The organism is Paraburkholderia azotifigens (assembly GCF_007995085.1).
In the GTDB taxonomy this organism is placed as follows: domain Bacteria; phylum Pseudomonadota; class Gammaproteobacteria; order Burkholderiales; family Burkholderiaceae; genus Paraburkholderia; species Paraburkholderia azotifigens.
Genome location: NZ_VOQS01000003.1, coordinates 2,300,480 through 2,321,111 on the forward strand (window position 1 = coordinate 2,300,480; position 20,632 = coordinate 2,321,111).

The window sequence follows — 20,632 nt, forward strand, 5'->3', positions numbered from 1 at the left end:
GCGTGATTGCCCTGATAGTGAGGCAGTTATCGCCGCGTACGCGAGCCTACGGCGCTCCGTGTTTTCCAGGTTACGCCGTGCTGCTCAAGGTAGTCTCTGATTAGCTGTCGCACCACCTGAGACGGTGTCAGGTCCTGCGCGGCGCAGAGTTTCTCGAAGGCTTCTTTTTTTACAGGGTCGATCAGGACCGTCAGGCGGGCACTTTTCGTTTCCATGGTGGTAGGGACGTTTGGAACATGTTAATCAAATTATAATAGATTGTTCGTCCCCGCCACAGCAATCGATGTCGCCGTGCTCAAACGTCACCGGGATCAAGGTGCGCAGGTGGCGGTCCTGGCCGTCCAAAGGCACAGCAGCGGTGTCAGGTTTGCGCCCGGTCAAGGAGAAAATTTCGTCCCGCCTGAGTGAGCGACGTGGCTCCCCGCCCATTCTCCGAGACGGAGACGAGGCCGGCACGAATCAGTTCGTGCGTCACGGACCAGCTCAACGCCGGCGTATCGCGGCCGTAGCGCGGCTGGGAAAGGCGCTCGAGCGCCCAGATCGCGGCGTGGCTCAATGCGGCAGGTTGGACGTCAATGGGCTCGGTCATATCTCCTCCTTGTAACGATGCGGCTTGCGTTCGGGACGCGGGTGAATCGGGTTTTGCGAAAGGTTTGTTCAGGTTCCCGCGTTGGCAGCGCGCTCGTCCCAGTCGAGGCTTTTGCCGTACTCGATCCGTATTGCGGTTTCCTGTAAATTTAAAGGGTGCACGGTTTCAAGCACGCGCGCCCGCACAAGAGATTCATCCCGCGACAAACCTGCGGTCCGTCCCTTCCAGGCAAAAGCGATGACGTTATCGAGGCTGTCTTCTGCGGGCGCCAGAACGACTGCGTCGTTGAACGCATCCCTGACGGAACGAAGGCTGCGGCGGAAACCCGGATCGCTGATCATCAGATTGGCGACGAGCAGACCGCTATCAGCCAACTGGCGACGACACGCCGTATAGAACGCTCTGCTGCACAGTTCCGGAGCCATACCGTCTGCATTGAATCCATCAACGAGAAGGACGTCGGGACGGTGTTCGGAGGAAGTGACGTAGTGCGCACCATCCGCACAGATCACCTCGAACCGCTCGTCGTTCGGTGGTATCTGGAATCGCGAGCGCAGCGCGACCACTTCCGGATTGATTTCGACGACAGTGATGGCGGCATCCGGCAGATAACGATAGCAATACTTCGGAAGCGAGCCGCCACCCAGGCCGATGATCGAAATGCGGCGGGGTAAGGGCTGGAATAGCACGAAGCCCATCATCGTGCGCGTGTAGCCCAAAGCCAGAGCGTACGGGTCGTGCGCAAACATGCAACTTTGCACACCCGTTGCGTCGAACTGCAGCGCGACGAGGCCGTCGCTGTGCACAAGCAACGGTCGCGTAGGGCGGTGGTGTGCCTGACTGAGGAAGCTTCCGCGATCGCTGGTGAGGCTGCCGGGTACTTCCGTCATTGGATGTGCGACGACGCGTCCTGTGTTGATCTGTTCCCTGATGCGCGCAGCACATCAGAAAGTATCCGCACCGCTGCACATTCATCCGGTCCTGTCGCCAGGATTCTGACGGGTGTGTCCCGTCTGGCCCGAAGCGACATGACGGACATGACATCCTTGCCATTGACCGTGCGGCCATTTGCCACACAAACGATGTCGCTGGAAAATGCGGATGCCGCCAGCGCAAACCTCGCCGCTTCCTGCGCGTCGAGTCCCCGGTGATTTTCCACCCCGGTCAGCACGTCTACCACCTCGTCTCTCCTGTATGCCTGTCCATCGCTCCCGTCTGAAGCGATCCGCCTGAATTCAATGCAGATGTCGTCCGACAATGTCCGCGAGGAAATCCCGCAACTGTTCGTCCCATGCGCCACTGTCCAATGTCACGTTGGCGGTTCCCCCGAGGCGCATGCTGGCGTCAAGGTAGACCGCGCGCAAGGCTCGGGGCTGCAGCGGCCTGCGAAAGAACCGCCCGTCGCCGTCGAGGAACAGACACATCTTTCCCCGATACCGGGCTCCGCATATCGACATGGCGTCGAAAACGTGACGCGCCGACGCCTTCGGATAAACGAAGATGACACTGATTCCGTGGGCTTCGAGCCGGTCGCACATCTCCGAGAACCGATATAGCATCTGAAATCCGCGTTCTCCTGCCGTGCCGACGCCGACCACAATCACGCCGCGATCACCCATCACATCCCGCACAAGACGGCATGAATGGTCGTAAGACAACAGCGAAGCGCTCGGGTCAATCACCTTGAATTCCTTGCCGGACTGTCATGCATGCGCACGTCGTCGCGTGCCTGCGGTGCTGGCTGATGGCCCGCCGCAGGACGGTGCACGCCAGCAGCTTCCGTCAGTTTTGAGTCGGACCTGATGATAATAACATTATCATGATATGTGTGTGTTTGACGATTGCCGTCCATACTCCGTCCACACTATTGGGCCGCTTACCCGGGCTCGCGGGCCGGCCCCCACGTCCGCTCGCGCAGATCGTCCAGCAGCGGCATGATCGCGAGCGCTGTGAGTACGCCCGCCAACGGTATGGTCGCGGCATAGCCGGCATGCCTCAAGCCCAGCGCTCATGTCACTCCGCTCGCGAAGAGGCACGCAAGCATGCCCGAGTGGACCTTCAATCGGTCCCGGTTGGCGAGTACGGGTTTCGCCCCCGGATCGTCCTTCGCTGCATTCCAGTAGACGAGCTTGCCCAGTTCGATGCCGATGTCCGCGACGATGCCTGTCATATGCGTGGAGCGGATTTCCGCGCCGGACAGCTTGGTGATCATCGCGTTCTGCAGACCCATGATGAAGCACAGCAGCATGACAGTGGCCGGAACAAGCAAAGTGTCCCGCAGCGCCAGATGACTGCCGGGTAACCCGAAACACAGGAGCAGGGCCGCCGCGAGCAGAAGCGGAGAAGCATATTGGCTGTGCAGGCGCTGCCGGCGTCCCCAGTTGACCAGCACGGCCGAACAGGCAGCTCCCAGCAGGAATGATATGAGCGAGCCGACGCCGGCGTGCACCAGTGCGGCGTCGCCGAGTACCGTCTCGTCGGCGATTGAGGAGACCACGCCACTCATGTGCGAGGTGTACTGCCTGACCGCAAGATACCCACCAGCGTTGGCTGCGCCTGCGACGAATGCGAGTGAAAACCCGAGGCGTCTGTTCGCCTCTATGCTTCGGTCCCGTCCGGTCAGGGTTCGAAAGAACTGTGCGGGCATGCGAAAACGACTCCTGTCGCCGTGCCACGTGTGCGTGGCGATGCAGCGGAGCAGAGACGAAAACGGGTTGCGCCGTATGGACGGGTGCAGGTCCCCGCCAGCGTATGGAATCCTGCGGATAAAGCTGCTAGGATGATAACGACATTATCATGTTCTGATAACCGAATGTTCCTGATGCGGGCTCGGTATTTTCAGGCCCGAGATCCAGCGGAGAAATCCAATGCAGGGTGGGCTTGCGGCACACGCGCAGTTCCTTCAATCGAAGGGCAGGGCTGGGGAGCACTTCGAATCTATGGGCGCCGGGAGGCTTGCGGCTGAGATCGCCCGCAGATGCCGGGCCGACATCACGGCTAACTGGCGATAGGCGCATAAGAGCGTGTCGCGCGCGATGACTTCTTTGCCCCTTCTCCAGATCGCACTGTTTGTGATCATAGGGTGGCTCGCGATCGGGACACTGGGGCTCGCCGGTCTGCGCCGCACTCGCTTGGTCGCGCACGGGCTGTTCCCGGCGGGAGCGCTGTTCGGCGTTCTGCTGTGCGCGCTGGGCATTGCCGGCGTGTTCTCCGCTCCGCAGGAGGCGGTCTTGCCACTGGGGTTGCCCGGGCTGCCGTTTCATGTGAGGCTCGATGGCCTGTCGGCGTACTTTCTTGCTGTGCTTGGCATGGTGAGCGCTGGCGTCAGCGCATTCTCCGCCGGCTATTTCCGCAAAGGCGAAGGCACACCGCCCGGTTTGCTGTGCTTCGAATATCACGTGTGCCTGGCGGGCCTTGCACTCGTCCTCGTGGCAAACGATGCGTACTGCTTCATGGTTGCGTGGGAAACCATGACGCTCGCGGCAACGTTCCTCGTGATGAGCAACCATCGGATTCCCGAAATCCGCCACGCGGGTTACCTGTACTTCCTGATTTCGCACGTCGGCGCACTCGGCCTTCTGCTGTGTTTCGGCTTGCTGCAGGCGAACACGGGGGACTACACGTTTGCGGGCATGCGGCAGCAGCACCTGGATGTGTTCTGGGCATCCGTTGCATTCGTGCTGGCGCTGTTCGGCTTTGGCGCGAAGGCGGGTATCTTCCCATTGCATGTGTGGCTGCCCGAGGCGCACCCGGCCGCTCCATCGCCGGTGTCGGCGCTGATGAGCGGCTTTGTGCTGAAGGCAGGGCTCTACGGCGTGTTGCGCACTGTGTTTGACCTGTTGCACGTGCAGATCGCATGGTGGGGCGTTCTGATGCTGGCGCTCGGCCTTTTCACCGCGTTGTTCGGCGTCGTGTTCAGCGCGATCCAGAGTGACATGAAGCGGCTGCTCGCCTACTCGTCGATCGACAACATCGGTCTGATGTTCGTCAGCATGGGGCTGGCAATCCTGTTCCGGGCGTTTGACATGCCGGCGCTCGCCGCGTTGTCGCTGACCGCGCTCCTTTACCAGATCGCGAGCCATGCGGCATTCAAGAGCCTGTTATTCATCACGACGGGTTCCGTGCTGCATGCAACGGGTGAACGTAACCTCGGTCGCCTGGGCGGACTCATTCGCTTCATGCCGTGGGCCACATGGGCTGCGCTGCTGGGCGCGCTATCGAGTGCGGGCCTGCCGCCATTAAGCGGGTTCGTCTCCGAATGGCTTCTGCTGCAGAGCTTCCTGTTCACACCGGGGCTGCCGGACCCGTTCCTGAACATGATCGTTCCGCTGGTCGCGGCGCTGATCGCGCTGGTCGCTGCGCTCGCGGGCTACACGATGGTCAAGTTCTTCGGCGTCATCTTTCTCGGGCAGCCACGCGAGGCGAAGCTCAGCAACGCTCGCGACGCCAGTCCCTGGGAGCGCGTCGGCTTTGTGTGGCTCACGGCAATGTGCCTGCTGCTCGGCTTGCTGCCGGTGCAGTTCGTGGCCGTGCTCGACCGCGTGACGCAGGCACTGATCGGCGCGGGCATCGGGCAGGCGGTCGCGCGCAATGGCTGGTTGCTGCTGGCGCCTACGAATATCGGACGCGCGAGTTACATGCCGTTGGTTTTTCTGCTGTTCTTCCTCGGTTGCTGTGCGCTTGCATGGATTCTCGTGCGTCGCCTGTATCACGGCCGGCTGCGCCGTGCGATTCCGTGGGCGTGCGGGCATCCGTTCGTGACCGCGCGCATGCAGGACACGGCCGAAGGGTTCGGGCAGCCGATTCGCGAAATCTTTGCGCCGTTGTTCCGGATCGAACGGCAGCTTCCTTCGCCGTTCGATGCACGTCCGGCATATCGCGTCGCGGTGACGGATCGCGCATGGAGGATGATTTACGAGCCGATCGCAAGCGCTGTCAGGCGTGTTGCGGCGCTGGCCGGGATGCTCCAGACGGGGCGCATCGCCATCTATCTGATGTATAGCTTCCTCGTGCTCATTGTTCTCCTGATGCTGGTGAGGCGATGATCACATTCTCCGGATTCGTCTCCCAGACGCTCGAAATCCTGCTGGCTCTGGCGGCCGCTCCGCTGCTGACCGGATGGATCAACATGTGCCGCGCCTGGCTTCAGAACCGTCGCGCGCCTTCCGTCTGGCAACCGTACCGGACGCTTCACAAGCTGTTCAACAAGGAGTCGGTCGTCGCGCATCACGCGAGTCCCGTATTTCGCGGCGCGCCGTATGTGATCTGGGCCTGCATGACGCTCGCGAGCGCGATCGTGCCGACCCTGTCGACCGATCTGCCGCTGTCGCCTGCCGCCGATGCCATTGCGCTCGTTGGCCTTTTCGCGCTGGCGCGCGTGGCAATCTCGCTGGCTGCGATGGACGTCGGCACCGCGTTCGGTACGCTTGGCGCGCGGCGGGAGATGCTGGTCGGCTTTCTTGCGGAACCGGCTCTGCTGATGGTGCTGTTTTCCGCGTCGCTTATCACGCAGTCCACGCTGCTGACGCGCATCGTCGAGACGCTGAGCCATCGGGAGCTCGCGATCTATCCGAGCCTCGCATTCGCGGGCATTGCGTTCACCATGGTGTCGCTCGCGGAGAACGCAAGGCTGCCCGTCGATAACCCGACTACGCATCTCGAACTGACGATGATCCACGAGGCGCTGATCCTGGAGTACTCTGGCCGGCATCTTGCGCTGCTGGAATGGGCAGCGAGCCTCAAGCTGTTCGCGTATTCGTGCATCGGTCTGGCGCTGTTCGTGCCGTGGGGCATTGCGCAAGCGGGCGATCCCGTCGCGCTGCTGCTCGCGATACCGGTGCTTGCCGTCAAGCTTGTCGTGGGCGGGGCGCTACTCGCCGTGGTGGAGACGACCAACGCGAAAATGCGCATCTTCCGGGTGCCGGAGTTTCTCGCCACCGCCTTCCTGCTCGCCGTCATCGGCATGCTTGTCCATTTTCTGCTGGGGGCGTGAATGCACGGTCTCCACGGTCTTTCGACTCAGATCATCAACCTTCTGGCCGCCGTCCTGCTGATGGTGTCGTTTGCGATGCTCAGCCAGCGACGGATCTTGTCACTGATTCACCTTTACACCGTGCAAGGTATTGCGCTCGTCGCGGCCAACCTCGTGCTGGGGTTCGTCACGCAGGACGTCCATCTTTACGTGTCGGGGATACTGACCCTGGTGCTCAAGGTCGGTCTGATCCCGTGGATTCTCTACAGGCTGGTGCAGCGCCTCAACGTGAAAACAGACGTCGAGACGCTGCTCAACATACCGACGACCCTGCTGATCGGGATCGTACTCGTCATCGTTGCGTTCAATGTGGCGGCGCCCATCAGCCAGCTTGCGTCCTCGGTTGCGCGCGGCACCCTCGGCATCGCGCTTGCCTGTGTCCTGTTGTCGTTCATGATGATGATCACGCGTTCAAAGGCGCTACCGCAGGTCATCGGCTTCCTGTCGATGGAAAACGGGCTTTTCTTCGCGGCTGCGGCAGCGACGAATGGTATGCCGATGATCGTCGAACTGGGTATCGGACTCGATGTTCTGGTCGGCATCCTGATCCTCGGCGTCTTCATGTTCCAGATTCGCGAGCAGTTCGACAGCCTGGACATTCATCATCTGGAAAGGCTCAAGGATGACTGACACGTGGGTCCTGCTGCTCGTGTTCGGGATTCCGCTTCTCGCTGGCGGGTGCCTGGCGCTTGTCGGACAGCATCGCCTGGCGCCGGACCTCAATGTCGGGTTCAGCTTTCTGACCTTCGCGGCCGCGACCTGTCTCGCCGCGCAGGCGGTGGAGCATGGGCCGACTTTTGCGCTGGGCAAGCTCTTTTTCGTCGATCCGCTCAATGTCTTTCTCGTTGCACTCACGGCGTTCGTCGGCTGGACGACCTCGGTCTTCTCGAAGCCGTACATGCGAATCGAACAGAGTCGCGGCAAGATGACGGCGGCGCGCATGCGGCTTTACCACAGCATGTACCAGCTATTCGTGTTCGCGATGCTGGTGGCGCTGCTCGCCAACAACGTCGGCATCCTGTGGGTCGCGATGGAGGCCGCCACGCTTGCGACCGTGTTGCTGGTGAGCGTCTATCGCACGGCAGCCAGTCTCGAAGCGGCCTGGAAATACTTCATTCTGTGCGGGGTTGGCATCGCACAGGCGCTTTTCGGCACGATCCTGCTTTATCTCGCGGCGAGCCGGCAGCTCAGCGGCGGCGATGCGCTGCTCTGGAGCAGCCTGAGCGCCGTCAAGGGCCAACTCGATCCCACCATCATGTCGCTCGCGTTTGTGTTCCTTCTGATCGGCTACGGCACGAAGGTCGGCCTCGTGCCGATGCATAACTGGTTGCCGGACGCCCATGCCGAAGGCCCCACGCCTATTTCCGCCGTGCTCTCGGGCCTGCTGCTCAACGTGGCGCTGTATGCGGTGCTCCGCTGCAAGGTGCTGGCCGATGGGGCACTGCAAAACGGCCTGCCGGGACGGCTGCTGGTCGGGTTCGGACTGGTGTCGGTGCTGGTCGCAACGTTTTCGCTGTTGCGCCAGAAGGACGTCAAGCGACTGTTCTCGTATTCGTCGATCGAACACATGGGTTTGATGACATTCGCGTTTGGACTCGGCGGACCTGTTGCGACGTTCGCAGGTCTGCTGCACATGACCGTTCATTCGCTCGTCAAGTCGGCCATTTTCTTCGCCGTCGGGCATGCTGTGCAGAAAGCCCGCACGCAGATGATCGACGACATTCGCGGGCTGTTGCGTGTGAGCCCAACGGTTGGATGGGGCATGATGCTTGGGACACTCGCAATCCTCGGCATGCCGCCGTTCGGCGTCTTCGCGAGCGAGTTCCTGATCTTGACGACGGCAATCAGCGAACTGCCGTGGGCAACACCGTTTCTGCTGCTGGCGCTGGCCGTTGCTTTCGGGATCATTTTTGCGCGTGTGCAGCACATGGTTTTCGGCGAGACGACGGCGACAGCGCTCGAACATTCGCCAGCGCTGCTTCCTGTCTTCGTCCATCTGGGCCTCGGTCTGATGCTGGGGCTTTACATTCCGCCGTATCTTGCCACGTGGTACCGGCAGGCAGCGGCAATGATCGTCGGGTGACCATGAAGATCAACGAACTTGGACTCGCCGATGTGGTGCAGCTGTCATTGTTCACGGGCAAGGCCACCACGTTTCTCGCGCGAGCCGATGCGGCGGCCTGGGTTCACATCGCCGGCGCGATACGCGAGAAGGGCGGTCGACTGATCTCCTTGTGGGCGACGGAAGAGGCGACGGGCAGATTCGTTGCTTCAGCGGCCTATGCGCTGGAGGATGGCTTGCTATGGGTGCAACTGCCCATTTCCGGTGAACACGAAAACGGAGCGTACTATCCAGACCTGTCGGCGATTTTTCCATGCGCATCGCGCATGCAGCGTGCTGTCTACGATCTCCTCGGACTGCGCGCGACGGGCGCTGAAGACACGCGGCCATGGCTGAATCACGGCAACTGGCCGGCCGACTATTTTCCGCTGCAGAAACTGTCGTCTGGAAACGAGCGTTTCGAATCGCACGAAGCGGACTATCCATTTGTGCCCGTCACTGGCGATGGTGTTCATGAGATCGCGGTAGGGCCGATCCATGCGGGCATCATCGAGCCGGGGCATTTTCGGTTCTCAGTCGTCGGCGAAAAGGTGCTGAGACTGGAGGAGCGACTCGGTTATACGCATCGAGGTATCGAGCGGCTGTTCGGGCAGACGCCGTTGCTGCTGGGCCATCGTCTGGCGGGACGAATTGCAGGCGATACGACAGTGGCGTTCTCATGGGCGTACTGCATGGCGGTCGAACGCGCGTTGAACGTCTTTGTGCCTCCTCGCGCGCAGTGGTTGCGGGCAGTGCTGCTCGAGCGTGAGCGCGTCGCGAATCATCTCGGCGATCTGGGTGCGCTCGGCAACGATGCAGGTTTCGCATTTGGGCTTGCGCAGTTCTCCCGGCTAAAGGAAAACTGGTTACGTCTGAACGGCAAGGTGTTCGGACACAGGCTCTTGATGGACCAGATTGTGCCTGGCGGCGTCGCGCGCGATCTGACGGCGGAACTCATCGGGAGTGTCGAGAGCCAGTGCGACCGGATCGAAGCCGAGGTCCGGACGATGCAGCGCATCTATGAGGAGCAGTCCGGGCTGCAGGACCGCTTTACGGGTGCAGGCAAGTTGACGGAGAACGTCGCGACGCACTTCAGTGTGTGCGGCATGGCGGCGCGGGCGAGCGGTCTGGCCATCGACGTACGCGTCAACCACCCGTACGCGCCGTATCACGAGGTCCGGCCTCGGATGATCTGCGACGACCGGGGTGACGTGGCCGCACGCGTTGCTGTACGTTTCAACGAGGTCTACGAATCACTCAGGTTGATTCGCGAGTTCATCGACGGCCTGCCTGACGGTGAGATCGTCGCGCCGGTTGAAGTTGATCGTCCGCGAGCGTGCGGCGTCGGTTGGGTCGAAGGCTGGCGCGGAGATGTATTCGTTGCGCTTGAAACTGGCGAGAACGGAACCATCACGCGGTGCCACTGCCACGATCCCTCGTGGCAAAACTGGCCTGCGCTGGAGCACGCGATCATCGGCAATATCGTTCCTGATTTCCCGTTGATCAACAAGTCGTTCAATCTGAACTACGCGGGACACGATCTGTAATGTGGCAACTGCTCAAACGCATCGTGCTGACGGATATTCCGGCCGAGGTGACTCCGGCTATCACCGATGAATGGCTGACCGGACATCAGCAGTTTCATCAGGAGATTCTCGATGTGGTTGGCCGCGCGCTTTGCATCCGGCAGATAGACGCCGGTTCCTGCAACGGATGCGAACTCGAAATCCATGCGCTGAACAACCCGTACTACAACATTGAGGGTCTCGGCATCAGGTTCGTTGCAAGTCCGCGTCACGCCGACATGCTGCTGGTCACAGGGCCGCTCACACTGAATATGAGGGAAGCCGTGCGGCGAGCGTGGGAGGCAACACCCCATCCCAAGCTGGTGGTTGCGGCGGGCGACTGCGCCTGTACGGGTGGTGTCTTCAAGGACAGTTATGCCGTCTGCGGCCCGCTGTCAGAACTGCTTCCGGTGGACGTCACCATACCCGGCTGTCCGCCAGCGCCGATCGACCTGTTGAGAGGCATTCTTACGGCGATACGTGGAAACCGAGGCGCGCTCGCGCCATGACTCTTGCGGGAGACAGGCTTTGGAGCGCGTGAAAGCAACCTGCAAGGCACTCGTGCGCCAGACATGGCCGCAACTTGTCACGTTTGCCGGGTATCTGGTCGCGATTGGAATGCGATTTCCGCGCTGGTTTGTCTTGCTGTCGGTCCTCGCCGTTGTGGCCGTCGTATGTATCGTCGGTCGCCAGCTTGGACCGGGAGATGAGCGAACGCATAGCGATCCATTTCTGGGGGCGGTTCTTGTTGGCAGCGGACTCGCGTCGATCGTCCTGACGTTGAAATGGTGGATAGTCGAAAAGGAGGCGCAGCTTGCGGCGGGCAGCCTCCTGTATCTGGCTGGCCACGCCGAAGCCCCAGCCAATCCTGCGCTGGCGTGGACAAGTATCGTGACCCAGTGGGGTTCATGCGCTGTCTTTCTCGTCATTGCGTTGTTCTGGGCGATCCGGTGCAGTCGCACCGGTTGAAACCCGCCAGGCGCGACCACTCGCCCGGCGAAGACGATCTGCGGAACACTCGTTAAAACAACGGTAAAGGGACGTGGGCCGTGCCCCGCGCCTCCTTCTTCTGAGCCTGGAGGCGGCCGTTGAGCCGACTCAGGTTCAGACGGCTGCATCGGGGTCGAATCAGGCATCCGACAAGTCACGCGGGGAGTCCGCTGCGCCGGTGAGCATTGACCGGCGGCAGGCGGCAGCGCCGCAATGACACGCGTGCCATGGTCAATGTGATCTGATCGTTAAGGACACTTGATCACAACAGCGCTACACTCGAAATGTGAGAGACCGTGGAGGAAAATCATGGCCGACGCCACTCCTCAAAGTACTTTTCGCAGTCTTCCGCTGACTGCTGAGCAGGATGCGGAAGTCAAGCACTACATAAAGAAGAAAATGCAGTGCGGCATACCGTGGGACACGCCAGAACTGGAGGCGATGCTTCACGACATGTTGGCTCCTCCCGTCGGCGACGATGAAGGATTCGACGAGACCGTCGACGACGCCCGGGCACTCACGGAGCGCGCGTCAGCTTCCGTCGAAGAGAGCATGGACCCTATCGAGGCAAGCGAGGAGCGCAATGCCGCAGCAGAATCCGAAGGCATGAAGGGGCCCAGACGCTGAATCTCGTCCGGCGCGCACACGAGGAGGCGCTCGGGTGCCTCGGGTGCATTAGCTTCTCCCCACCGAACGGTAAGCTCCATTGAATCGTTTTTCAGGTCGGCCTGGCCCAATGGCCTGTGCGCAAGCCCAGCCGGCGCGCGATCCGGAGCGTCGCGGCACGTTCTTCCAGGTTTTCCTAAAATATCTAGTGAGAGCGGTACGAAATATGCCGCACTCAAGGAGGTCATCATGGAACTTCACATGCATTCGCATCATTTTGCGCGCCGCATACCGGACTGGCGCGCAGCGGCGATTGGCGGCTGCGTTGCAGGCGCTGTGTTTCTCGCGCTCGAGCTCCTCGCGATGTGGGCGATGGGGCGGAGCCCGTGGGGGCCGCCACGGATGATCGCGGCGATCGTCCTTGGTCGCGATGCGCTGATACAGCCAGCAACCTTTGACGCCGGCATCATGCTGGCGGCGCTGATTGTCCACTTCGTGCTAGCGATCGTTTTCGCCGTCATTCTCGCGGTAATCATGGCACCATTCAGCCTCGATTCGAGCGTCGGAATGGCGTCGCTCGCCGGCGGGCTGTTCGGCGTGGCCGTTTATCTGGTCAATTTCTACGGTATGACTGCGTTTTTCCCGTGGTTCGCGGAGGCCCGCGAGTGGGTGAGCTTTATCTGCCATATCGTGTTCGGGTTAGTCGCGGCCGATATGTATCTGCGCCTTGAGAGGAAGGAGGCCGAGGTAGGTGGAACGGGCTCGGCGACTGGCTGATGCTTCCAGTCAGTGAGTCGGCTAGTTAAGGCAGCGGCCGCAGATCGCTTGCGTCAATTAGCGGGGCTGCGGCCGTTTTCCTGTGAACGGGCGTCTCGGACTCCTCGCCTGAACAGCCAGATCAGGATCGACAAAACGACTGAAATGACGACGCACGTCACGATCTGGAAATGGAAGCTGAACCCCGGCCGCACAATGTCGATGTCGCCGGGAAAACGCCCCAGTGGAAGCCGGGACAGCCACCGCCACCCGAGACCTGCGACATTGATAGGCCGGTCCCGCTCAGGTTGAGTGCCGTCCAATTTCATGCCGGTTTTGAAGCGTAGCTGACGCTCGATTGACCCTTTGACTAAGATGCGAACGGCAGTTGATCGGGCGGTGGTAGGCGTTCAACCACCTCCCCGGCAAGCTGCGGTTTAAGACTCCAATGTCAGTTCTGTAGAACGTTCACGGAACTGGGGCTCTGGGCCAATAAGAGCCATTCGACGCGATGACATGAATCGCTGACAATGCTCGATTGGCCTTTCCCACGGGAGGTCCCAAGATGATCGACGAAACGGGTCTGTCAGCGATGAATAGAAGCGTTTTGTGCTGGCTGGCTACAGCGGAATCCCTTGCGCTGATGGTCCCAATCGTCTTCTGATTGCCAATATCGCCTCGCCAGGCAGTGCGAGAAACATTGCCTCGAACACTGCGGGATGCGTGAGCTTCCTCGACCCTTCCGTCCAGAAGGGTTTCAAGGCCAAAAGTAGAGCCCGACTTGCCACAAATCGCGACGGCGATTTCGAATCACTTGCGCGTCCTCTCGTTGATCTGACTGGACCGAGGTTTCCCTTCTCGACGATATTCGTTATCGACGTCGTTTCTATCGAGCCGATCGTTGCGCCGAGCTGCCGGTTGCATCCGGCGACGACGGCGTCGCAACAGATCGAATCGGCTATGAGAGCGCACGGCGCGCGTGCGGCTTGATTTGCCGCGATGCGTCCGTTAGCCCCGTTTTCGCGCGAGAGTACTCGGTATGCATTGCCGGGTACATAAACCAAAAGTAAAATTTTCGCGACACGTAAAATGTCTTGCGCATATTTAACCTTTCTCGATTCCCATTTAAAGATTTTTTAAAATCCGGCCAATGGTTCATTCGTTTTATTCTTGTGGCGGCGGCGAAGAGCATCGCAGATATCGCCAAGGACGTGAAAGGAACATGATTGTGCAGAGAACTGGAATTGCGCTTTGTGTGGCAATTGTGCTTGCTGGCAATGCGCAAGCGGCAGTCAAAGACCCGAACAGTCTCGAATGCTCTGTTGACCAGAAAGAGGTGTCTCACGATCTTGAGGTGAAGCAGTCCAATGGTGTCATCGTCAGCTTTTCGTATCTGTCTAGCGTTCCCACGCAGGGTCTCGCGACGAATTGCACCATAGATTCCAGCCTGGTCAGGGGTACACCCATCGTCTCCGGTACTACGACTACGTACCCGATGCTGGACGGTGATGTTGTGACGGTCACAAAGACGGCGCGTGGCTTCCTGTTCGATATGTCGAAGCTGGACCAGGTGAAATACTGCAGCGGTCCTATCGCAACGAGAATTCTCCTTCAGCCTGGGAAAAAGAAGTGCGTGCTCATGCCTTGAACGGTGTGCTGAAATAGCTCGCGATTTTGTGAGGTCACATCGAGGGTTCTCTCGCGACGCGAGCGTCTCAGGTAACCGCTCAGTGGTCATTGCAGGGCAGTCTGAACTGCGCTGCCGATGTGCTTGATGAAACTTCGATGCCGAAACTTCTGCGTGGTCTGTAACTTTGCCGGCGCCAACAGGGGGCTACGACCGTCCGCTAACGAGAATGCCGAAGATCCGCCTCAGGTCGTTTTGCTGCGTTTGCCTTCGGTCCGGGATCGGCCAAGGCGACGAATGCGTGCAGTCGGCCATATGCGGCCGCTCGACTCCGCTGTCGGCTCGACATTCGAAGGTCAGCTTCGCGCAGCCAACGGACCTTCCCCCGCCCGGCTTCGGCAAACGCGTTCACCTGCCAGATGCAATTCGACTATTGGTGGCCTGCAGGAACGGAAAGCTGGCAAAGCAAAGTTGGGCCGCGAGTCCGATCGCTCCGGGCACAGACCAGAAGCCAGCGAAGTACTCTGCCACAGTCCGATTGAAGCAAGTCACCGCAGTAACAAATTCTGCAGACATCAAGACGGCAAAGGAGATTGTCCCCATCAGCAACGCTCCTCCCGTATCGGTCATCAAGCCGCGTTTTTTCACGCTCCATCGTGACATCCGCCAGCTGATGGCAAGTATGACCGGCGCTTCCAGCAATACGGCGACCGTATCACCAAAGCGCGGAACAAGCAGCAGGACGCGGATCGCTCCGAGGGCAAATCCGATCGCGAAAACACTCATCGCATAAGCGCAGCCAGCTTTGGCACAGGTGACTGCCCACTTGATCCAACTACCGGAGCACCGCGTCATCGCGATCCACGCTCATGTCATGAAACGTTCAACAAGTAAAGAGATCGGTGTGCCCGAAGCCTTTCGAATAGTCGAGCACGGAAATAACTATCGGAGTTACGCGGAATATTCGGACTTCCTCGGGGACGGCATTGGCATTGGCAGGGAAATCTGGTCCGGATACTTGAGCGGCAGCATCCTCAAGACCTTTTCCGCTTCAGTGCGATCGGTCACTGGTTGCGCGTGCGCCGCCATGGACAAACCAGTAATTGCCATCAGATCTGAAGTGTCGTGATCTATCGTAAGCGAGACGCGATCGTCCCGGGCCAGATTGTTCGCCTTCTGACTGTCCAGACCGCAAAGAAAGTAGAGCGTGAGTCCCTCACTCACGTAGCCTACCGTCGTCGCCTGCGGCCAACCGTCCGGCCTTAGCGTGGCAATCGTCATGATCCGGTGCTGATCCAGCAGTGCCAGTATTCTTTCTTTGATCTGTTCATTCATGGATCGTCTCCCGATTCGAAACAAACCTAGCATGGACTATTGCGTCATCTGGCTCTTGACCGGTGTCAATGGCAAGCCCTTACCGACTTCAGGGCACACGGCCCTCGCGGTAGTGCTTTGTTGCAGTCGAATGCTGTCTTCGCATCGTTGGCGAACGCGGAAACCCGACGCGCGGAACGCTGGCGATACGCTGCTGCGCCCACTCGGCGCTCGTGATGTCGGTTTGGGGCGTCCGGTGCGGGTTGGAGGCCACGCGATCGGTAAGCTGACTAACAGCCGCGAGATCAACTCCAGAGCGCGGCACGTCGCTATACAGATGCGCGAAACGTGCATTCCCCATATCGCGCAACAACCCGTATGCGGGCCGGCCGAACTGGTCCTGATCACGAAGACCTTGCAAAGCCGCGAGGCAAACCTGCTTCTAACCAGCCGTCGTTTTCGGTCCGAGGCTCAAGGGAATTCGATTACCCGCCAGGATCGGAAGAATCTATCGCCCGGCGAGTCAAGATCGCTGCGACGGTGTACTTCTTAAGAGATTGACCTGCATCAATGAGGCGTGGGAGCTAGCGGGTAGCTTGAGAATTGGTGCCCCGTCGCCTGGATCTATTCTTGGCGCTCGCGAGATCAAGCACTCGGCAAGCGGGGAAGGTGCCTATGAGACACACACGTATCATCGTGACTCAGTACGGTGGTCCCGAAGCACTCAGGGTGGTTGAGGAGGAGTGCCCCGAGCCGAACGATGGTGAGGTGAGGGTGAAAGTGCTGGCTGCTGGTGTCAGCTTGCCCGACCTGATGATGCGCGAGGGCATTCATCCCGAAACGCCACGACTGCCTTTCACGCCTGGGTGGGATCTGGTGGGCGTGGTGGATCGGCTCGGCCGTGGCGTCTCCGGAATCGAACCCGGCCAGATGATCGCCGCGCTGCCGATCAGTGGCGCGTACGCGCAGTATGTGTGCCTGCCGAAAAACGAACTGGTTCCTGTGCCACCAGGATTGGATGCTGCTGAGGCTGTCAGCCTCGTGCTCAACTATGTTACGGCCTATCAGATGCTGCATCGCTCCGCAAAGGTCAGACGGGGCCAGCGCGTCCTGATCCACGGCGCGGCAGGTGGTGTCGGCACGGCACTGTTGCAACTCGGGCGTCTCGCCGGACTGGAGATGTACGGTACCTGTTCATCGCGTGGGGCGTCGACCGTTTCAGATTTAGGCGGTATCCCAATTGATTACCGCCAGCTCGACTTTGTTGAGGAAATTCGCCGCCTCACCGGGGACGGCGTGGACGTCGTCTTTGAGGGGATCGGCGGTACCCACATTTGGCGTTCCCGCAAGGCTCTCCGTTCTGGCGGGACGGTAATCGCATACGGCCTAACCTCCTCTCTGCGTGACGGTAGATTAGTTTCAGCTCGTCCAGGTCCAGGCCGTCGTAATCGCTTCGGTGCGATCGCCATTTTTGGGTTGTACATTGCTGGCGGCTTTCTATTGCCGGGCCGGAAACGGGTGATCCCGTACAGCATCCAGTGGCTCAAACGGCTAAAACCGGCGTTGTTTCGACAGGATTTGACGACCCTGCTTGATCTTCTGCAGCAGAGGAAGATTAAGCCGCTCATCGCGCAGCGCATTCCCCTTGCAGAGGCACGACGCGCGCAGGAGCTGCTCGGCAAGGAGGGCGTGACAGGCAAGATCGTGCTCGTGTGCAATGGATCCGGTTCTGCATCGGGCGCGGTATAGGAACGGTATGCGGCGTCAGCTGTGCACTTGAAAACGGTCCTTGCAGTGGCTCGCCGGAGCGGCGGTTCAGCGTCGTCAGATCGCCTGACGGTTTGTCGCCTGGCGCGGCGAGTGCTGGCGCGGGAAGTTTTTGTCGCAGTCCGCTTCGCAGGCTTTGGCATCTGGCATTCCCTTTCCGTCGAATACATATAAGGTCATCCCATGCTCGTCGACCAGCATTCCGCCACTTGTGTGTGGGCCAGCAGCGAGGGCTGATGTCGCGGCAAGAAGTCCCGCGAGCATCGTGAGCGCTTTCATATCTATCCTCCTTCATGACGTTCGTTTCCCGAAGACGGCGAATTTCACCGCGGCGCCATCACACGAAGCACCGGACGCCCGTCGACGTTCTTCAGCGGGAAATAGACGCGATGCGTCGATGGATCGACGCCTATCACTTGCGCGTTGGGACCGATGCTGCCGTCACCGATCTTCGACACGGCTGAGGAGCCAACGGCGAACATCGAGACGATGCCTGCTTCACCGGCAACATAGAGCGCCCATGGCGGAATCGAATGCGAGTACGTCAGGATCGCCGCCCACGTCAAAATGCGTAATTCGTGGAAGCTGGACACGCGTTTCGCGTGAAGGTGGACGGCTGATTCGCGCGAAGCTGGACAGTCGGAGCGCAGCGACGCGGGGTTTCCGATTTTTACTCTGATCGGGGTTTGTCGGTCAAACTCTTTTTGTGTTTGCGCATCGACTCGCCGCTGAGATTGACGCGATAGGTGTTGTGCACGAGTCGATCGAGAATGGCGTCGGCGAGCGTCGGATCCCCGAGTACCGCGTGCCAGTTCTCAATTGGAATCTGACTTGTCACAAGCGTCGAACGGTGGCCGTGACGATCATCAAGAATCTCCAGCAGGTCGCGCACGGCGCCGTCGCTCATGGGCGCCATCGCGAAGTCATCCATCAGCAGGACGTCCGTCTTTGCCCACTGCGCCAGCAGGCGTGCGTAGCGGCCACTACCGTGGGCAATGGCAAGATCCTCGTTCAACCGGGGCATTTTCAGATACAGCGTTGAGAAGCCCTGACGGCATGCCTGGTTGGCCAGTGCACAAGACAGCCAGGTCTTGCCAAGACCGGTGGCGCCTATGATCACCGTGCTGTTGCGCTCGCGAATCCAGTTGCACGTCAGCAGCTGGCCGATGAGACTGCGGTCGAGTCCCCGTGCCGAGCGGTAGTCGATGTCCTCGGGCACGGCATCGGGGAACTTCAGTTTTGCGCGGCGTAGCCGCGCCGTCGTCTGCCGTGATTCGCGCACGCTGGACTCTCGCTCAACAAGCAGACCCAGTCGTTCCTCGAAGCTCATTGCTTCGATGTCGGCGAGTCCCTGCTGCTCGGTGAGCGCGGCGGCCATGCCGCTCAGGCGTAGCTCGTGCAGCTTCTCGATGGTCGGATGTCTGAGCATATTTCTCCTTCAATGGTAGTAGTTGGGCCCACGCACGTTGGCGTGCGTAAGCGGTAAGTCGGCCTGTGCAGATGTCGGCGAGGGTTGCTGATCCAGACCGTTCTTCAGCGTTGAGGCGATGAACTTGTACCCCGGCGCTTTGAGATCGATGGCGCGGCAGCAGGCCACCTCAAGTCGCTCGTTGCCATAGTCCTTTGCGAGCCGAAGCACACCAAGACAGGTGCGATAGGCCTGCTGCGGATGCTGGCGACCGCCCAGCAGATGCTCGATGACTGCGGCGGTGTATGGGCCGATGCTGTCCGCCCAGTTGCGCAGGCGCTGTGGGTCCCAGCCAGTGACGGCCTGATGGTTAGCGGGCATGTGTTCATTGAGCGTGGTATGGGCGCCGCGCCGGTCGCTCTTTGCGTGCGCGGCGATACGCTTGCCGCGATGGAAGATCTCGACCGTCGATGTGGTGTAACGAAGGTCAACCTGTTCGCGCGCAAAGCGATGTGGGACCGAGTAGTAATGACCAGTCAGTTCGACGTGATAGTCGATGCCGACGCGGGCGACCTTCCAGTCGGCGTACTGGTACGGCAGCACAGGCAACGCCTTGAGCGCCGGACGGTCAAGTTCCTCGAAGGCGCTGCGGCGCGAACCCGGCAGCTTCTTGAAGGCCTTGTTGTTCAGGCTGGCGAGCAATCCGGCGATTGCCCGGTTCGCCTCGGCCAGACTGAAGAAGCGCTGCTTGCGCAGCCGGGCGAGAATCCAGCGCTGGACCAGGAGTACGCCCTGTTCAACCTTTGCCTTGTCGCGGGGCTTCCCGCTGCGAGCCGGGAGGACAGTGACGCAATAATGCGCGGCCATTGCTGCGTAGGTGCGATTGATCAGCGGATCATAGAAGCTGGGCTTGTGTACGCCTGACTTAAGGTTATCCGGCACGACAATCTCAGGACAGCCACCGATGAATTCGAACGCACGCACGTGCGAGCCGATCCAGTCCGGCAACTGCTGCGTCCAGGTCGCTTCGGCGTACGTGTAGTTCGACGCGCCGAGCACTGCGACGAAGAGCTCCGCCTCACGGATCTCGCCCGTCGCCGCATCGATGATTGCGACCCTGTCGCCGGAGTAGTCGACGAACAGCTTCTCGCCCGGAGCGTGCGTCTGGCGCAATGTCAGGGGCAACGAGCTGGCCCACTGGCTGTAGTGCGTGCAGAACCACGTGTACGCATAGCCGTCCGGATGCTCGGCCTTGTACTCGTTCCACAGCAGATCCAGCGTGACGCCCTTGCGCGAGAGCTCGCGACGGACGGTGGGCCAGTGGGGTTCGGGCCGCTGCCCCTCGACCTGTGGTGGCGGCGGGTACAGCAGCGCTTCGAGTTCATCGTCGGACAGCGTCGCCGACACCGCCCAGGTAAGCCCTGCGCGCTCCATGCGCCGCACATACTGTCCGACTGTCGTTGGAGAGGCACCGACTGCCCGGGCAATCTCACGCTGCTTAAACCCGCAGTCGAAATGCAGGCGCAGCACTTCACGAATTTTACGCATGGTCAACGTTGGATATGCCATGTGGCCTCTCGACGAAATCGTCGAGCGTGCCACGGTTGACCCGCGTCGCTACATCAGAGCGTTACTGTCCAGCTTCGTGTGAAATCGCTGTCCAGCTTGCCGTGAAATCCGTGTCCACCTTCGCGTGAAATGCCTGTCCAGCTTGCCGCGAAATCACTGTCCAGCTTGGTGTGAAATACGCACGTCAAAAGACTGGACGAGCTGTTTCGTGAGCAGATTCAACTCCAGCAGCTTCGCGTTGTCTTCACAGGCGATGAATGCCAGGTGGAGTTGCGGAACGATATAGAGGCGATGATTGCCCTATGCGCC

22 protein-coding genes and 2 pseudogenes are annotated in these 20,632 nt (G+C 60.3%); 11 read left to right on the forward strand and 13 right to left on the reverse strand.

Translation table 11 applies throughout. The features are described 5' to 3' along the window. Positions 1-26: 26 nt before the first annotated feature. From FRZ40_RS27575 to FRZ40_RS27600, 6 genes and pseudogenes are all read right to left on the reverse strand, one after another. Positions 27-215 carry a ribbon-helix-helix protein, CopG family gene (locus tag FRZ40_RS27575; protein WP_028364701.1) on the reverse strand — a complete coding sequence of 63 codons (189 nt, stop codon included), beginning with the start codon at positions 213-215 and terminating at the stop codon, positions 27-29. A gap of 146 nt (positions 216-361) precedes the next feature. Further along, positions 362-589, reverse strand: coding sequence for a hypothetical protein (locus FRZ40_RS27580; RefSeq protein ID WP_028364700.1), 228 nt, complete (start codon positions 587-589; stop codon positions 362-364). 68 nt (positions 590-657) lie between these two features. After that, the gene (locus FRZ40_RS27585; protein ID WP_240057293.1) at positions 658-1,479 is read right to left on the reverse strand and encodes a spermine/spermidine synthase domain-containing protein; all 822 of its coding nucleotides are present in this window, start codon (positions 1,477-1,479) and stop codon (positions 658-660) included. Then, entirely contained in the window at positions 1,476-1,769 is a 294-nt protein-coding gene (locus FRZ40_RS27590) for an HPr family phosphocarrier protein (protein WP_081767447.1), read from the reverse strand. The genes FRZ40_RS27585 and FRZ40_RS27590 overlap by 4 nt, the downstream gene beginning before the upstream one ends. Positions 1,770-1,824: 55 nt before the next feature. Further along, the gene (locus FRZ40_RS27595) at positions 1,825-2,271 is read right to left on the reverse strand and encodes a hypothetical protein (protein WP_028364698.1); all 447 of its coding nucleotides are present in this window, start codon (positions 2,269-2,271) and stop codon (positions 1,825-1,827) included. Between the two features lie 194 nt (positions 2,272-2,465). Further along, positions 2,466-3,236: pseudogene (locus tag FRZ40_RS27600) on the reverse strand (YoaK family protein). Between the two features lie 388 nt (positions 3,237-3,624). Here FRZ40_RS27600 and hyfB point away from each other — a divergent pair. The 9 genes from hyfB (at position 3,625) to FRZ40_RS27645 (ending at position 12,659) form a co-directional block, all read left to right on the forward strand. Then, positions 3,625-5,634, forward strand: coding sequence for a hydrogenase 4 subunit B (gene hyfB, locus FRZ40_RS27605; RefSeq protein WP_147236230.1), 2,010 nt, complete (start codon positions 3,625-3,627; stop codon positions 5,632-5,634). Then, positions 5,631-6,581, forward strand: coding sequence for a respiratory chain complex I subunit 1 family protein (locus FRZ40_RS27610; RefSeq protein ID WP_028364696.1), 951 nt, complete (start codon positions 5,631-5,633; stop codon positions 6,579-6,581). The genes hyfB and FRZ40_RS27610 overlap by 4 nt, the downstream gene beginning before the upstream one ends. Beyond that, on the forward strand, positions 6,582-7,250 hold the full coding sequence (locus tag FRZ40_RS27615) for a formate hydrogenlyase (protein WP_028364695.1): 669 nt from the start codon (positions 6,582-6,584) through the stop codon (positions 7,248-7,250). After that, positions 7,243-8,703, forward strand: a complete 1,461-nt coding sequence (locus FRZ40_RS27620) for a hydrogenase 4 subunit F (RefSeq protein WP_147236231.1) — start codon at positions 7,243-7,245, stop codon at positions 8,701-8,703. Before FRZ40_RS27615 ends, FRZ40_RS27620 begins: the two co-directional genes overlap by 8 nt. 2 nt (positions 8,704-8,705) lie before the next feature. Next, positions 8,706-10,268: a hydrogenase large subunit gene (locus FRZ40_RS27625; RefSeq protein ID WP_147236232.1), complete on the forward strand. Its 1,563-nt coding sequence runs from the start codon at positions 8,706-8,708 to the stop codon at positions 10,266-10,268. Next, positions 10,268-10,795, forward strand: a complete 528-nt coding sequence (locus FRZ40_RS27630) for an NADH-quinone oxidoreductase subunit B family protein (protein ID WP_147236233.1) — start codon at positions 10,268-10,270, stop codon at positions 10,793-10,795. The genes FRZ40_RS27625 and FRZ40_RS27630 overlap by 1 nt, the downstream gene beginning before the upstream one ends. 28 nt (positions 10,796-10,823) lie before the next feature. Continuing rightward, a complete protein-coding gene (locus FRZ40_RS27635) occupies positions 10,824-11,255 on the forward strand; it encodes a hypothetical protein (RefSeq protein WP_240057364.1) in 432 nt (143 codons plus the stop codon). Positions 11,256-11,585: 330 nt separating this feature from the next. Then, positions 11,586-11,903 (forward strand): hypothetical protein, encoded by a 318-nt coding sequence (locus tag FRZ40_RS27640; protein ID WP_028364690.1) that lies wholly within the window; start codon positions 11,586-11,588, stop codon positions 11,901-11,903. 228 nt (positions 11,904-12,131) lie between these two features. Next, positions 12,132-12,659, forward strand: a complete 528-nt coding sequence (locus FRZ40_RS27645; protein ID WP_147236235.1) for a hypothetical protein — start codon at positions 12,132-12,134, stop codon at positions 12,657-12,659. Positions 12,660-12,712: 53 nt separating this feature from the next. Here FRZ40_RS27645 and FRZ40_RS27650 read toward each other — a convergent pair whose 3' ends face one another. After that, positions 12,713-12,967 carry a DUF2905 domain-containing protein gene (locus FRZ40_RS27650; protein ID WP_147236236.1) on the reverse strand — a complete coding sequence of 85 codons (255 nt, stop codon included), beginning with the start codon at positions 12,965-12,967 and terminating at the stop codon, positions 12,713-12,715. 893 nt (positions 12,968-13,860) lie between these two features. On the opposite strand from FRZ40_RS27650, the gene FRZ40_RS27660 reads away from it, so the two are divergent. Further along, positions 13,861-14,286: a hypothetical protein gene (locus FRZ40_RS27660; RefSeq protein WP_147236237.1), complete on the forward strand. Its 426-nt coding sequence runs from the start codon at positions 13,861-13,863 to the stop codon at positions 14,284-14,286. Between the two features lie 387 nt (positions 14,287-14,673). Here the strand turns inward: FRZ40_RS27660 and FRZ40_RS27665 are convergent, their stop codons facing one another. Both FRZ40_RS27665 and FRZ40_RS27670 read right to left on the reverse strand, forming a co-directional pair. Next, positions 14,674-15,051 (reverse strand): hypothetical protein, encoded by a 378-nt coding sequence (locus FRZ40_RS27665; protein ID WP_147236238.1) that lies wholly within the window; start codon positions 15,049-15,051, stop codon positions 14,674-14,676. A gap of 165 nt (positions 15,052-15,216) precedes the next feature. Next, positions 15,217-15,600 carry a pyridoxamine 5'-phosphate oxidase family protein gene (locus tag FRZ40_RS27670; protein WP_240057294.1) on the reverse strand — a complete coding sequence of 128 codons (384 nt, stop codon included), beginning with the start codon at positions 15,598-15,600 and terminating at the stop codon, positions 15,217-15,219. 654 nt (positions 15,601-16,254) lie between these two features. Here FRZ40_RS27670 and FRZ40_RS27675 point away from each other — a divergent pair. Further along, the gene (locus tag FRZ40_RS27675) at positions 16,255-17,328 is read left to right on the forward strand and encodes a medium chain dehydrogenase/reductase family protein (protein WP_147236239.1); all 1,074 of its coding nucleotides are present in this window, start codon (positions 16,255-16,257) and stop codon (positions 17,326-17,328) included. Between the two features lie 75 nt (positions 17,329-17,403). Here FRZ40_RS27675 and FRZ40_RS27680 read toward each other — a convergent pair whose 3' ends face one another. The 4 genes and pseudogenes from FRZ40_RS27680 to istA form a co-directional block, all read right to left on the reverse strand. Then, entirely contained in the window at positions 17,404-17,625 is a 222-nt protein-coding gene (locus FRZ40_RS27680; protein ID WP_147236240.1) for a COG4315 family predicted lipoprotein, read from the reverse strand. Between the two features lie 44 nt (positions 17,626-17,669). After that, positions 17,670-17,922: pseudogene (locus tag FRZ40_RS27685) on the reverse strand (hypothetical protein); the annotation flags it as partial. Between the two features lie 94 nt (positions 17,923-18,016). Beyond that, a complete protein-coding gene (gene istB / locus FRZ40_RS27690; protein ID WP_137337201.1) occupies positions 18,017-18,775 on the reverse strand; it encodes an IS21-like element helper ATPase IstB in 759 nt (252 codons plus the stop codon). Between the two features lie 9 nt (positions 18,776-18,784). Continuing rightward, the gene (istA, locus tag FRZ40_RS27695; protein ID WP_147235074.1) at positions 18,785-20,323 is read right to left on the reverse strand and encodes an IS21 family transposase; all 1,539 of its coding nucleotides are present in this window, start codon (positions 20,321-20,323) and stop codon (positions 18,785-18,787) included. Positions 20,324-20,632 lie beyond the last annotated feature (309 nt).

Excerpts from the sequence above, each read along its gene's own strand:
- FRZ40_RS27575 (WP_028364701.1), bottom strand. The coding sequence starts at position 215 with ATGGAAACGAAAAGTGCCCGCCTGACGGTCCTGATCGACCCTGTAAAA.
- FRZ40_RS27580 (WP_028364700.1), bottom strand. The coding sequence starts at position 589 with ATGACCGAGCCCATTGACGTCCAACCTGCCGCATTGAGCCACGCCGCG.
- FRZ40_RS27585 (WP_240057293.1), bottom strand. The coding sequence starts at position 1,479 with ATGACGGAAGTACCCGGCAGCCTCACCAGCGATCGCGGAAGCTTCCTC.
- hyfB (WP_147236230.1), top strand. The coding sequence starts at position 3,625 with ATGACTTCTTTGCCCCTTCTCCAGATCGCACTGTTTGTGATCATAGGG.
- FRZ40_RS27610 (WP_028364696.1), top strand. The coding sequence starts at position 5,631 with ATGATCACATTCTCCGGATTCGTCTCCCAGACGCTCGAAATCCTGCTG.
- FRZ40_RS27615 (WP_028364695.1), top strand. The coding sequence starts at position 6,582 with ATGCACGGTCTCCACGGTCTTTCGACTCAGATCATCAACCTTCTGGCC.
- FRZ40_RS27620 (WP_147236231.1), top strand. The coding sequence starts at position 7,243 with ATGACTGACACGTGGGTCCTGCTGCTCGTGTTCGGGATTCCGCTTCTC.
- FRZ40_RS27625 (WP_147236232.1), top strand. The coding sequence starts at position 8,706 with ATGAAGATCAACGAACTTGGACTCGCCGATGTGGTGCAGCTGTCATTG.
- FRZ40_RS27630 (WP_147236233.1), top strand. The coding sequence starts at position 10,268 with ATGTGGCAACTGCTCAAACGCATCGTGCTGACGGATATTCCGGCCGAG.
- FRZ40_RS27640 (WP_028364690.1), top strand. The coding sequence starts at position 11,586 with ATGGCCGACGCCACTCCTCAAAGTACTTTTCGCAGTCTTCCGCTGACT.
- FRZ40_RS27645 (WP_147236235.1), top strand. The coding sequence starts at position 12,132 with ATGGAACTTCACATGCATTCGCATCATTTTGCGCGCCGCATACCGGAC.
- FRZ40_RS27650 (WP_147236236.1), bottom strand. The coding sequence starts at position 12,967 with ATGAAATTGGACGGCACTCAACCTGAGCGGGACCGGCCTATCAATGTC.
- FRZ40_RS27660 (WP_147236237.1), top strand. The coding sequence starts at position 13,861 with ATGATTGTGCAGAGAACTGGAATTGCGCTTTGTGTGGCAATTGTGCTT.
- FRZ40_RS27665 (WP_147236238.1), bottom strand. The coding sequence starts at position 15,051 with ATGAGTGTTTTCGCGATCGGATTTGCCCTCGGAGCGATCCGCGTCCTG.
- FRZ40_RS27670 (WP_240057294.1), bottom strand. The coding sequence starts at position 15,600 with ATGAATGAACAGATCAAAGAAAGAATACTGGCACTGCTGGATCAGCAC.
- FRZ40_RS27675 (WP_147236239.1), top strand. The coding sequence starts at position 16,255 with ATGAGACACACACGTATCATCGTGACTCAGTACGGTGGTCCCGAAGCA.
- FRZ40_RS27680 (WP_147236240.1), bottom strand. The coding sequence starts at position 17,625 with ATGAAAGCGCTCACGATGCTCGCGGGACTTCTTGCCGCGACATCAGCC.
- istB (WP_137337201.1), bottom strand. The coding sequence starts at position 18,775 with ATGCTCAGACATCCGACCATCGAGAAGCTGCACGAGCTACGCCTGAGC.
- istA (WP_147235074.1), bottom strand. The coding sequence starts at position 20,323 with ATGGCATATCCAACGTTGACCATGCGTAAAATTCGTGAAGTGCTGCGC.